Source organism: Paenibacillus sp. F411 (genome assembly GCF_017582705.1).
GTDB classification, from domain to species: Bacteria; Bacillota; Bacilli; order Paenibacillales; family Paenibacillaceae; genus Paenibacillus_AQ; species Paenibacillus_AQ algicola.
The window spans coordinates 138,435-151,422 of sequence record NZ_JAGFIP010000003.1 but is presented as its reverse complement, the minus strand read 5'-3'; the positions used below and the strand labels follow the sequence as shown (position 1 = coordinate 151,422).

The 12,988-nt window shown below is 54.8% G+C and carries 10 protein-coding genes and 1 other annotated feature; of the genes, 9 read left to right on the top strand and 1 reads right to left on the bottom strand.

Going from position 1 to position 12,988, the window contains the following annotated elements; genetic code table 11:
- Positions 1-28 precede the first annotated feature (28 nt).
- The 3 genes from JJQ72_RS04815 (at position 29) to leuS (ending at position 4,834) form a co-directional block, all read left to right on the top strand.
- A complete protein-coding gene (locus tag JJQ72_RS04815; protein ID WP_138225207.1) occupies positions 29-1,102 on the top strand; it encodes a Gfo/Idh/MocA family protein in 1,074 nt (357 codons plus the stop codon).
- A gap of 53 nt (positions 1,103-1,155) precedes the next feature.
- Positions 1,156-2,028: a helix-turn-helix transcriptional regulator gene (locus tag JJQ72_RS04810; RefSeq protein WP_208202940.1), complete on the top strand. Its 873-nt coding sequence runs from the start codon at positions 1,156-1,158 to the stop codon at positions 2,026-2,028.
- Between the two features lie 42 nt (positions 2,029-2,070).
- Positions 2,071-2,306 (top strand) — a binding site (T-box leader).
- 86 nt (positions 2,307-2,392) lie between these two features.
- On the top strand, positions 2,393-4,834 hold the full coding sequence (gene leuS, locus JJQ72_RS04805) for a leucine--tRNA ligase (RefSeq protein WP_138225209.1): 2,442 nt from the start codon (positions 2,393-2,395) through the stop codon (positions 4,832-4,834).
- Here the strand turns inward: leuS and comER are convergent.
- Positions 4,815-5,657 (bottom strand): late competence protein ComER, encoded by an 843-nt coding sequence (gene comER / locus JJQ72_RS04800; protein WP_138227675.1) that lies wholly within the window; start codon positions 5,655-5,657, stop codon positions 4,815-4,817. The genes leuS and comER overlap by 20 nt on opposite strands.
- Before the next feature lie 123 nt (positions 5,658-5,780).
- Here comER and JJQ72_RS04795 point away from each other — a divergent pair, with 123 nt between their 5' ends.
- From JJQ72_RS04795 to holA, 6 genes are all read left to right on the top strand, one after another.
- Complete coding sequence (locus JJQ72_RS04795; protein WP_138225210.1) at positions 5,781-6,308, top strand: ComEA family DNA-binding protein; 528 nt, start codon at positions 5,781-5,783, stop codon at positions 6,306-6,308.
- A 53-nt stretch (positions 6,309-6,361) separates the two neighbouring features.
- The gene (locus tag JJQ72_RS04790; protein ID WP_138225211.1) at positions 6,362-6,880 is read left to right on the top strand and encodes a deoxycytidylate deaminase; all 519 of its coding nucleotides are present in this window, start codon (positions 6,362-6,364) and stop codon (positions 6,878-6,880) included.
- A 127-nt stretch (positions 6,881-7,007) separates the two neighbouring features.
- Entirely contained in the window at positions 7,008-9,683 is a 2,676-nt protein-coding gene (locus JJQ72_RS04785) for a ComEC/Rec2 family competence protein (protein ID WP_243895874.1), read from the top strand.
- A gap of 118 nt (positions 9,684-9,801) precedes the next feature.
- Positions 9,802-10,350 (top strand): RNA polymerase sigma factor, encoded by a 549-nt coding sequence (locus JJQ72_RS04780; protein ID WP_138225213.1) that lies wholly within the window; start codon positions 9,802-9,804, stop codon positions 10,348-10,350.
- The gene (locus JJQ72_RS04775; protein WP_208202938.1) at positions 10,347-11,654 is read left to right on the top strand and encodes an anti-sigma factor family protein; all 1,308 of its coding nucleotides are present in this window, start codon (positions 10,347-10,349) and stop codon (positions 11,652-11,654) included. Before JJQ72_RS04780 ends, JJQ72_RS04775 begins: the two co-directional genes overlap by 4 nt.
- A 267-nt stretch (positions 11,655-11,921) precedes the next feature.
- Complete coding sequence (gene holA, locus JJQ72_RS04770) at positions 11,922-12,941, top strand: DNA polymerase III subunit delta (RefSeq protein WP_208203004.1); 1,020 nt, start codon at positions 11,922-11,924, stop codon at positions 12,939-12,941.
- Positions 12,942-12,988 lie beyond the last annotated feature (47 nt).

Here is a 12,988-nt window from a genome sequence, read left to right as displayed (position 1 = left end):
GGATAGAGCAAATAAAGGAGGATGAAGTATGGATCGGAGCAATGGGATGAACTATGCCCCTTCGGGCAAGCCCAAGCCGGTGGTAAAGCCGGGTGAATTCGTATTTGGAGCTATGTCGCTGGATCACGGGCATATTTATGGGATGTGTAACGGTCTTGTCGAGGCCGGCGCTGTACTGAAATGGGTGTATGATCCCGATCCTGCCAAGGTAGAGGCCTTTTGCAAGGCGTATCCTCAGGTGTCGGTGGCGTCCTCTGCGATGGAAATCCTGCAGGACAAGGAGGTGCAGCTGGTTGCAGCGGCAGCGATTCCATCCCTTCGCTGTGAGCTTGGCCTGCAGGTGATGTCCCACGGAAAGGACTACTTTACGGACAAAACGCCGTTCACCTCCCTGGAGCAGGTGGAAGCGGCAAGAATCAAGGCGGCGGAGACCGGACGAAAATATATGGTCTACTACAGTGAGCGGCTGCATGTAGAAAGTGCAATTCATGCAGGCCATCTCATTCAGGACGGCGCCATCGGGCGGGTCATTCAAGTCATGGGGACAGGACCGCACCGGCTGGATGCAGGAAACCGTCCGGACTGGTTTTTCAAGCGGGCACAGTATGGCGGCATTTTATGCGATATTGGCTCCCATCAGATCGAGCAGTTTCTGTTCTTTGCCGGCTGCAAGAATGCAGAGGTTGTCAGCAGCAAGGTGGCGAATTATGGACACCCGGAATATCCGGAGCTGGAGGATTTCGGGGATGCAACCCTCATCGGAGACAACGGGGCAACGAACTATTTCCGGGTAGACTGGTTTACGCCGAACGGGCTGGGTACCTGGGGAGATGGCAGAACGATCATTCTCGGGACCGAAGGGTATATTGAGCTGCGTAAATATATTGACATTGCCCGCAGTTCCCAAGGCGATCATCTCTATCTTGTCAATGGAACCGGAGAGCATCATCTGGAGCTGAGTGGCAAGGTCGGGTATCCTTTTTTTGGGGAGCTGATTCTGGATTGCCTGGAGCGCACGGAGAAGGCGATGACGCAGGAGCATGCACTTAAAGCCGGGGAGCTCTGTGTTATCGCCCAGCAGCAGGCGGTTCGTATTCCTTAGCGCTTTCGTTTATAATGTAAGGAATCCATGGTGCGTAAAGGGGCAGAAGCTTTATGAAAGCGGGATTCCAGATTCACGGTGAGCCTGCCCGGCAGGGGCAGCCCTATGAATTTACATACATGAACGATCGTCGCATTCCAAGCGGTATATTCCACTCTCACACTAAATATGAAATGTTTTATTTTCATGAAGGAGCCTGCACGTATCTGATCGGGGACCGGTTCTATGCGCTGAAGCCAGGTGACCTGCTGCTCATGAACGGTCTGACGCTGCATTGTCCTCACCTTGAGCAGGGTGATCAATATGTCCGCAGCATCATTCATTTTGAACCGGACATTCTGGATCAGTGGCTGAGCAAGGAGCTGTCCTCTGCTGCATTGCGGCCGTTTCAGCAGCTCAGTAATTATCGGCTGAGACTTGCAGGGGCAGAGCGGGAGGAATTCGAGGTTCTGCTGAAGGAAATGCAGCGTCTTTCCTGTCTGGAAGGAGCGTGGGCTGCAGACCGGAAGGGACTGCGCCTTGCGGAGCTGCTTCTGTTCGTGGCCGAGCTCTGTACGGAAACGGTGGTGGAGCAGGGTTCTCACTCCGAGAAGGAGCGGCATGTCCAGCATGTGATCACGTTTGTAGAGCAGCATTATGATGAACCGCTTACCTTGGACGAGATCGCCAAGGCGGTTCACCTTTCCAAGCCGTATCTGTCTGCCATCTTTAAAGAGGTGACGGGGACAACGGTACTGAAATATGTGTACAGTCGGCGCATTAACCAGGCCAAGATCCTGCTGTGGCTGCATCCGGACATGACCGTCACGGAGGCGGGACGGGCGGCAGGCTTTAACCATCTGGCCCATTTCAGCCGCATGTTCAAGGAAATGGTAGGCGCCAGCCCGGAAGAGTATCGCAGTAGCCGCATTTCTACATTGACTTAGCAGGGAATATTCGGTTATAATATCGACATTCAATTTAAAAAAAGCAATGCGATGATGAGGACTATCATTTCATCCCTGTCACTCAGAGAGCCGGCGTCAGGTGCAAGCCGGTTGACAGCAGAAGTGAACTCACCTCGGAGTAACGGTGACTATTCGGCGTAAGCTAGCCGATAATTATCGTCGTCTCACCTGCGTTAGAGGTGCAAAGTGAGTCTAAGGCAAAGCATGCCTTACACTAACTAGGGTGGTACCACGGGAAACAACCTCTCGTCCCTAGCGTTATACGCTGGAGACGGGAGGTTTTTTTGGCTACAATCCCTTGATCTCACAGGTTAGTGTGAACGTAGAGAAGGAGCTGGCAAAGATGAGTGACAATCAACAGACGGGCCATGGCTATCAGCCCCAGGCGATCGAGCCGAAATGGCAGGAGTTCTGGGATCAGAACAAGACATTCAAGACGGAAGAGGATGACAGCAAGCCGAAGTTTTATGCGCTGGATATGTTCCCTTATCCTTCCGGCGCCGGGCTTCACGTAGGCCATCCGGAAGGATACACGGCAACAGACATCGTTTCCCGCTTCAAGCGGATGCGCGGCTATAATGTGCTTCATCCCATGGGCTGGGACGCTTTTGGCCTCCCTGCAGAGCAGTATGCGATGGATACAGGCAAGCACCCGCGTGATTTTACAATTGCGAATATTAACAATTTCCGCAGACAGATCAAATCTCTCGGCTTCTCCTACGATTGGGACCGCGAGATTAGCACCACCGATCCGGAATACTATAAATGGACCCAGTGGATCTTTATTCAGCTGTACAAGAGAGGCCTTGCTTATGTAGCCGAGGTACCTGTGAACTGGTGTCCTGCACTCGGCACAGTATTGGCGAACGAAGAGGTCATTGATGGCAAGTCTGAGCGGGGAGGACATCCGGTCATCCGCAAGCCGATGCGGCAGTGGATTCTGAAGATTACGGATTACGCCGAGCGGCTGCTGGAGGATCTGGAGGAACTGGACTGGTCCGAGAGCATTAAGGATATGCAGCGTAACTGGATCGGTAAGTCCACAGGTGCTGAGGTCGTGTTTGATATCGAAGGTCATGACCGGCAGCTGACTGTATTCACCACCCGTCCCGACACCTTGTTTGGAGCCAGCTACTGCGTCGTTGCTCCGGAGCATGAGATGGTGGAGGACATTACAACGGCAGCGCAGAAGGAAGCAGTCCGGCAATATCAGGAGCAGGCGGCTCACAAGAGCGACCTGGAGCGGACAGACCTTGCCAAAGACAAGAGCGGGGTGTTTACAGGCGCTTATGCAGTGAATCCCGCGAACGGGGCGCGCCTGCCGATCTGGATTGCAGATTATGTGCTGGCAGGCTATGGCACCGGTGCCATTATGGCCGTTCCGGGACATGACAGCCGTGACTGGGAATTTGCGAAGAAATTTGGCCTGGATATTATCGAGGTTGTAAAGGGCGGTAACGTGGAGGAAGAAGCTTACACCGGAGCGGGCGAGCATACCAATTCCGAGTTCCTGAATGGGCTCCAGAACGAAGAGGCTATTGAGAAAATGTCCGCCTGGCTGGAGGAGAACGGAAAGGGACGCAAGAAGATTACTTATCGTCTTCGCGACTGGCTGTTCAGCCGTCAGCGGTATTGGGGAGAGCCGATTCCGATTCTTCATCTGGAGGACGGATCAATGAAGACGGTGCCGGAGGACCAGCTGCCCCTGCTGCTGCCGGACGTCGATCAGATCAAGCCGTCAGGCACTGGAGAATCCCCGCTTGCTAACGTAACGGAGTGGGTAGAGACGGTAGACCCGGAGAGCGGCATGAAGGCCCGCCGGGAGACCAATACGATGCCGCAATGGGCAGGCAGCAGCTGGTATTACCTGCGCTACATTGATCCGAACAACGACGATGAAATTTGCTCCAAGGAGAAGCAGAAGGCCTGGCTGCCGGTCGATTTGTACATCGGCGGGGTAGAGCATGCGGTGCTTCACCTGCTGTATGCCCGTTTCTGGCACAAGGTGCTGTATGATCTGGGTGTTGTAGACACGAAGGAGCCTTTCCAGAAGCTGGTCAATCAAGGTATGATTCTTGGCACGAACAACGAGAAGATGAGCAAATCACGCGGCAACGTCATCAACCCTGATGACATTGTCAACGAGTACGGAGCGGACACGCTGCGTGTATATGAGATGTTCATGGGACCCTTGGAGGCTACGAAGCCTTGGAATACGAACGGCGCCGAAGGCATTCATCGTTTCCTCTCCCGTGTCTGGCGCTTGTTTGTCGGAGAGAATGGCGAGCTGAGCACCAAGCTGGTGGACGGTGAAGGGTCGGATGAATTCAAGCGGAGCTGGCACAAGACGGTCAAGAAGGTGACCGAGGACTTTGAGCATCTTCGCTTTAATACCGCGGTCAGCCAGCTGATGATCTTCATCAATGAAGGCTACAAGACGGAAGAGCTGCCCCGTAAAGCGATGGAAGGCTTCGTGAAGCTGCTGTCTCCGCTGGCGCCGCATTTGGCAGAGGAGCTATGGAGCCGTCTGGGATATGCCGGCACGATCACTTACGAGCCATGGCCGGAGTATGATGAGGCCTTTACGGTAGATGCGGAAGTAGAAATTGTAGTGCAAGTGAATGGCAAAATCGTGGATCGTGCCAGAATATCCAAGGATTTGGATCAGGACGCCATGAAAGAACATAGCCTCTCCCTTCCAAATGTCAAGCAGGCGCTGGAAGGAAAGAGTGTACGCAAGGTGATTGCCGTACCGGGCAAGCTGGTCAATATCGTGGCCGGTTAAGCGCGGTGCCGAATACCGTACCCAGCTTCTCCAGCTCTTCCTCATACTTGTCATGCGTCGTGGTGATGAGCTCATGGAAGAGGCCATCCAGCCGCTCCTCGAACAGGGACAGCGCCTGGGCGGTAATGCCTCCCGGGACAGCGATCCGCTTTTGAAGCTGCTCCGGGGTAAAGCCTTCCTCGGTCAGCAGCTTGCCGGTGCCTAGCAGCATCTCACCGGCAAGGCGGTTAAGAGAGGGACGGTCGGCTCCGGTCAGCTCGATGGCGGCGGTAATCCATTTTTCCAGAAAATAACCTAAAAAAGCAGGCCCGCAGCTGGAAAAATCGGATGTAATCCTTGTGTGCGATTCCAGTACCTGGATGGGCCTGCTAATACAAGACAGGAGGCTTTCCAAAAGCAGCCTGTCTTTTTCTTTGATTCTGGAGCCATACATGCACAGTGTGGCACCGCCGCCGGTCTGATTCGTCAGGCTGGGAATGATTTTGGCGATTTTGCAGGGCAGTGCAGACTCCAGATGAGAAATTTGGACCGGACTTGTAATGGAAACGATCATGTGCTCGGAGGCCAGGGCGTCCGCGATGTCATCAATCACCGTCTTGAACTCCCCCGGCTTTACACACAGAAACAGAAGCTGAACCTGCGAGGCGAGGTCACTATTTCGTTCACACAGCCGGATTTCCGGATATTGCAGCAGCAGCTGCTTGGCTCTCTCCGGTGTACGAGTGCTGATGTAGACCTGCTCCGGCTGAAGGGCTCCATAGCGGATGAGGGAGGTAATTAATAGACTGCCCATGCTTCCTGCCCCGATAAAACCGACTTTCAACATATGGATTTCCCTCCTTTCACGTCATTACAGCACAGAAGTGCTGTGTATTACAGATAACGTATGCAGAGCCAGGGTTGGACCATGCCGATAAATTGATGAAGTTCAGAAAGGAATGAAGAAATGAGAAAGAGCCACATGGCTGCAAGTGTCATCCTTACGCTCCTGGGCTGCGGTTTGATTCTGTACGGCGGGGAAGGGGATGCGGTACCGGAAGGCTGGAAGCCGCTGAATGATCAGGTGCAGGAGGTCCTGGAGGCTTCTGCCCCCGCTCCATCCGGCGCTGAGAAGCATGAGGAACCGGCTGCCCTTACACTCAAGCAGGAATCCGCTGGGAACAGCTCCCCGGCAGAGGTGTCAGGCGGGAAGGCGCAGCCGACTGCGGGAAATGTTGAGGCCAGCATAGAGGTGAAGCCATCTCAGGAGCCGGAAGCAGCCCGTTCAGGAGATGCTGCAGCCGGCAAAATCAACATTAACACGGCGGATCTGAACGCCTTAATGGAGCTTCCGGGCATCGGGGAGGCGAAGGGGCAGGCGATCATCGATTATCGCAGCTCAAATGGACCCTTCAAAAGTGCAGCCGAGTTGATGGAGGTCAAGGGCATCGGGCCCAAAATGCTGGAGAAAATGCAGTCTTACATCACGCTTTAACCCTGTGCTACAATAAAATCAACTTTAATATATAGAGACAGGTGAGCATACAGATGAGCCAGGATCGTCGTAAAGACTGGGATACGTATTTTATGGATATTGCATTTATGGTCTCCACCCGCTCTCAGTGCCATCGAAGGCATGTCGGAGCGGTGCTGGTCCAGGGGAAGAAGCTGCTGGGAACCGCCTATAACGGCGCCCCGATGGGCGTGCCGGACTGCTCGGAGGCGGGCTGCATGATTGTAGAGGATTATGAGCTGGTTACTGCTGCCGGTAAAGAGGAGATGGTGAAGAAGCAGCGATGTATCCGCACCATCCATGCTGAACAGAATCTGCTGCTGTTTACAGACCGGATTGACCGCGAGGGCAGCACGGTGTATGTGACGGACGAGCCGTGCTGGACGTGTGCCAATATGCTGGCAAACAGCGGAATTACCGAAGTGGTCTTTCACCGGGCTTATCCGAAGGACAGCCTAAAGGTCAGTGTTATGATGGCACAAAAAGGCATTCAGTTCCGTCTGCTGGAGGATTACCAGCCGCCGCAGGAGACGCTGATGACGATTCAGAATTAACATCTATAAAGCGCTTCGGGAGCAGATGAACTGCGCCTGGCGCTGACATACAATCTCTGCAAAGGAAGAACCTTTGGCTCAAGCTGCCAAGGGTTCTTTTTTAATGACGCTGAAAGGAGGTGCGCTTATGCTGCAGCGCCCTTTGCTGTGGTTTGCCATTTGCTGGGTAGCCGGCAGCAGCTGTGCTGCGATGTCTGCAGGTATGCAGCAGGTCATGATTCTCGGGGGTCTGGCCATGCTGCTTGTCATTCCCGTGCTGTTCGGTCAATCCTCTGTGATCTTGAGCGGCATTCTGCTGCTGAGTATAGTGCTGTCTGCCGCGAGCTGGGAGTGGAATGACAGCCGCAACATAAGCGGGCTGGATCCCTTGCTTACATACAGCGCTTCTGAGGAAGACGGTGCACTCATTCCGGCGTCTGCTTCTTTAAGCGGTAAAGTGCTCACTCCAGTGGAGATTGACGGGGACCGGGCTCGGTTTACGCTGCGGCTAGAACGGCTGGATACGCATACCTCACTGCAAGAGAAGGTGAGTGTGCAGGTGAAGCTGGTCTCGGAGGAGGAGCAGGACATTGCTGCGTCCTGGCGGCGCGGTGATTCCTTGAGCTTTACCGGGAGTCTGGAGAAGCCGGGAGCAGCCCGGAACTTTGGAGGCTTTGATTACCGGCAGTATCTGTACTATCAGGAAATCCACTGGATCGTTAAAGCGGAAGGAGCGGCGGCTTTCGATGTCCAGCTGCTGAGCGGCTGGTCTCTCGACTGGGTGCTGCGGGGGAATAACGAGATCAGAGCTTATCTCGGGCAGCATATCGATTCCCTTTTCGGATCTTTTCACGGCGGTTATATGAAGGGGCTCATCATTGGGGAGCGGGGCGATCTGGATCCGGATACATTCGCGGAATTTTCCCGGCTGGGTCTGACCCATATCCTGGCGATCTCGGGAATGCACGTGGCGGTATTTGCAGGCTGTCTGCTGTTCCTGTTCTCCAGGCTTTCCATGACGAGGGAGGCTTCCCTGAATGCTATCATTCTAGCACTGCCGCTCTACGTCCTGCTCACGGGAGCAAGTCCCTCCGTAGTGCGGGCAGGGATGATGGGGATGATTGGCTTTTATGCCGCGCGAAAAAAAATACTGAAGGACGGCCTGCACATTCTCAGTGCTGCCGCGCTGATCATGCTGTGGTACAATCCGTACTTCCTGATGAACATCAGCTTTCAGCTGTCCTTTCTGGTCACGGCCGGCTTGATGCTATTCGTGCCCCGGCTCATGCCGCTCCTGTCCTGGCTGCCCAAATGGCTGGCAGGCGCAGCTGCGGTCACAACCGCGGCGCAGCTCATTTCTTTTCCGCTGACGATTTACTATTTCAATCAGTTTTCCCTGCTGTCCCTGCCGGCCAATTTGCTTCTGGTCCCTGTGATCAGTCTTGTTGTACTTCCTGCCGGGATGGTATGCGTGCTGCTGGGGCTGCTGTGGAGCCGCGGCGGGGAATGGCTGGCTTCCTGGATCAAGCTGCTGAATGGCATCACCTTCAAGATCGTTGAAGCATTGAACGAGTCTCTGCTCTTTCAGACGATCTGGCCATCTCCAACGCTAGGCTGGATCATGGCTTACTATGTGCTGCTGTTTCTGCTGCTTCAGCTTGCCAACAAGCTCAAAGAAAACCCCGGCTCCCTGCTTCAACAGGATGAAACCATGCCGCTGGCGGGAATTTCTCCTCGTTATGAAGCTGTTGAAGCGAAAGCATCGGGGTCCAGCTCTTGGGCTGTCCATCCTGCCATCCAGTCTGTGGCGATGGTCCTGCGGAGGCGAGGGTGGTATAGGCTGGCGCTGACACTGGAGGCCGCGGCTGTTCCGGCGCTGCTGTCAGTCAGCGCGGCCTGGCTCGTGCTGCTTTACTGCGGGTATCAGGGGCCGTCGCAGCAAGGTGTGGGGATGGTGCGCTTTCTGGACGTCGGACAGGGAGACTGCATGCTTATTCGTACGCCGCAGGGAAAATACATTTTGCTAGACGGCGGCGGCACGATCAGCTTCGGACAGAAGGAGACCTGGAAAATTCGCAAGGACCCCTTTGAGGTCGGGAGCAAGGTTGTTGTGCCGCTGCTCAAAAAGGAAGGGGTTCAGGCGCTGGATATGGTCATTCTTACTCACAATGATCAGGACCATGCCGGCGGTCTGCAGGCGGTGCTGGAGAACATTCCGGTCAAATCCTTTTGGTTCAACGGGACCTTCTCGCATTCACCCAATGAAGCTGCGCTGCTGGGAACAGCGTTAGCCCGCGGCATTCCGATATTGAAGGTTCGGGATACCGAAGTGCAGCTGGATCGTGATACGAGGATCCAGTTCCTGAATCCTGCAGCAGACGGGATGGAGGAGAGACTGAAGCAGGTCAAGGATCAAAACCACCATTCAGTGGTATTTGTCATGGACATGAACGGGGCGCGCTTTTTGTTTACCGGTGATGCGGATGAGGCAGCGGAGCTGGCGATGCTGGATCGAGAGGGATGGCTGCAGGATGACAGCAATAAGCCTGTGAAGGTGGATGTGCTGAAAGCCGGGCATCATGGCAGCAAGACGTCAACCTCGTCAGCCTGGCTGAGTGCCTGGATGCCGCGTGCTGCTGTCGTTTCTGCCGGTGTGAACAACCGGTACAACCATCCGCATCCAGACGTTGTCAGCCGGCTGGCGCAGTTTCAGGCCGCGCTCTACCGGACGGATCAGCAGGGAGAAATCCAGATGAGGATCAAGCGGGACGGAGCCATTCATGTAAGGACACGACTGGCGCCAGAGGACTCAAGTGTCTGGTGACGGACCTTATTATTTTTGGTATAGTTAGATGATGTTTCCTAAAAAAAAACGCACAATATGCTGCAACAATTTGTAGAGAGGATACGTCTGTATTTATGCAGGGAGAGGGGGATCCACTGTGGTGGAGCAGGGACTCATCAGAGCCGCTCAATCGGGCGATCGCGACGCTCTAATCACCCTATTGCGAGAAATAGAACAACATGTGTACCGCACAGCTTACTATATTTTGAAGAACGAGCAGGATGCACTGGATGCTTCCCAGGAAGCGCTCATTCGGGTATACACCAAGATCAATTCCTATGAAGAGAAGGCTCAGTTCAAGACCTGGGTACAGCGGATTGTTACGAATATTTGTATTGACAAGTTCCGTCGCGCCAAGCCTACGGTGTCGATGGATGAGCATGATCTGGTGTTCGAGGACCGCCACAATGTGGAGCGGGAAGTAATGTCGGGATATTTGGCCCAGGACATTCAGGAGGCCATCAACCAGCTTCCCGATCACCATCGAACGGTCATCGTCCTTCGTTATTTACAGGACTTATCTTATAGTGAAATCGCAGACTGTCTGAATCTGCCGCTAAACACGGTGAAATCGTATCTGTTCAGGGCGAGACAGCAGCTGCAGAACATGCTTCAGGAGCATCAGAAAGGTGGTGTATCAGGATGAATTGCCAGCAGGTGAGGGAAGACATGCAGCGCCATCTCGACCAGGATCTGACACCGGAGGAGACGGCAGCACTATACCGTCATATCGCGGTCTGTCCCGGCTGCGCGGAGGAGTTTCAGATGCTGAAGCTGCTATCCCGCGAGCTTGAGGATTTGCCTGCGGTCACGCCTCCGTTCAGTCTGGTGGATTCCATACTGCCTCAGCTGGATGCAATAGATCAAGCAAGAGATCACAGGCTCGCCGAAGCGGCCGGAAAGCCGGCAGAGGTGCTTCAGCCGCCTCGCCGTGCAGCTCGGAGCTCCTGGTGGAGCTCCATGGCAGGCCGTACCGCAGTCGGAGCGGCAGCAGCTCTGCTCGTACTTACGGCGTCGGTGCTGAGCTACGAGCCGAAGCAGCTTTCAGATGCAGACATTCCTTACGCTTCAAGCGTGCCGGAGGCGGTTAGTGAGAGCTCCGGAAGTATGCCGGCTGAGAATCAGAACAGCCCCGAAGAGGGCGGGACGGAGGCTCCTGCGATGGAAGCTGAGATGTTCTCTCAGAAGCTGAAGTCTGATGAGGAGCCTGGCGAGAGCCCTGCTCAGGAAGAGCTTCCGCAGCAGAGTGAATTCCAGCGTGCGCCGCAGAGCCAGCCGCCGATGGATGCAGAGGGTACGGGCTCCGCAGGGAACGGAGCCGGGGCTAATAGCCAGCCGCCGGCAGCAGACTCCCAAGCGTCCAGCCCTGAGGGAAGCGGCAGCTCCGGCTCTGCAGAGAGCAGTCCGCCTAGCAGTCCAGAGGAGCAAGACATGCCAGAGGACCCCGCTTTATCGCAGGGACTTTCAGATCAGTCCTTATCCGAAACGGCCCCGCCACAGGAGCGCGAAATGCTGGGAACCATGGATGAGGAGCCGCTGCCTCCGGTAGAAGAGGATATGATCGCGGAGGAGATGGTCCCGCCCGCGAGTCCAAAATACGGCATTAGTATGATGCCGGTGCAATGGCTGTCACCGGATGGAAGGTACCGGGTGCTGCTGGAAGGCGACCGCTTGGTCATATACAGTGTTCCGGCAGCGGGTGCCGAGTCGGCTCCGGTCAAGGTGCAGGAGCTGATTGTGCCTGGGGAATGGATTAGCGGACAATGGTCTGAGGACGGAAAATCCTTTGTGTACTATATTACGGCGGAGGGGACCGAGAAGAAGCGAGTGTTCTCGCTCGACAGTCTCCCGGCTGTTAAAGAGCCGAGACCTGAATCCGAAACGGCACCGGAAACCAAGGCGCCGGCAGAGAAGCCTTCTCAGCGTGAGGGACAGAGGGGAACGCCGTAACAATCCGTATTACTCCGTATCACGGAAGCTTTTTTTCAAAAGTATGCACATTTTACGAGACTCGGAATAGAATGATATTAAAGCAAATGTACAATCTCACCTCGTCGTATGACCGACAGCGGGCGGTTTCTAGAGCACGCCTCGCTGTTCGTTTATATAGATGTGTCTGGGACAAAGGAGCTCTGTGCCATGAAGGCGCAGGGCTCCTTTGCGGTCTCTGTCTTTTCTGGTATAGTGTACACAGAACAAAAAGGGGTGGATTGCAAGGTGGATGCCAAAGCGGCGGCTAAAGCCGTCAAGCAGGGGGAGGTTTCTCCCGTCTATCTGCTGTATGGCAGTGAGAAATATCAAATGAATGAGTTTCTATCATTTCTGGAAGCGCAGCTGGTGAGTAAAGAGGACCGGGATTTTGCGCTTATTCACATGGATCTGGGAGAATCCCCGATTCAGGCGGTAGTCGAGGAAGCGGAGACGGTGCCGTTTATGGTGCCGCGGAAGCTGATCATCGTGAGGGATGCGTCGCTGTTTACCGCGGGGAAAGAAAGCGCCAAGGTCGAGCATCGTCCGGAAACGCTGCTGACGTATCTGGATGCTCCAGCGGAGTACAGTGTTATTGTGTTTCTGGTACCGCAGGAAAAGCTGGATGAACGCAAGAAAATTGTCAAGGCGGTAAAAAAGTCAGGCACGGCGCTCGCCTTTACGCCGCTTGGCGGTGAGGATCTGCTGAAATGGATTGAGAAGCAGGCGGCCAAGGAGGAATGCCGCTTTGAGTCCGGCGCTGCGGAGATGCTGGTCCGAAATGCAGGCACCGGTCTTCAGACACTTGCTGGTGAAGTGGACAAGCTGTGTCTGTTTGCCGGCCGGGGATGTGTCATCACCGGCGCTGTCGTTCATCAGCTGGTGGCCCGCAGTACAGAGCAAAGTGTATTTGCTCTCGTGGAGGATATTGCGAATCTGCGGCTGAATCAGGCGCTTTCGATCTTTTACGAGCTGTTGAAGCAGCGGGAGGAGCCCATCAAGATTGCGGCACTCATTACGAGACAGTTTCGGATTATTCTGCAGGTCAAGACCTTGTCGAGGCAAAGCTATTCCCAGCAGCAAATCGCATCCCAGCTCGGTCTGCATCCCTATGCCGTCAAGATTGCCGGTGAGCAGGCCCGCAAGTTTCAGGCCGCCAGGCTGGAGAGTATTCTGAACGAGCTGGGAGAGCTGGACTACAAGATGAAATCCGGGGCTATGGATAAGGTGCTGGGGCTGGAGCTGTTTCTGCTGCGGCTGGGTGCCTGAGTCCACAGTGGACACCAGAGGCGAGTCACGCCGGAATGCAAGCATAC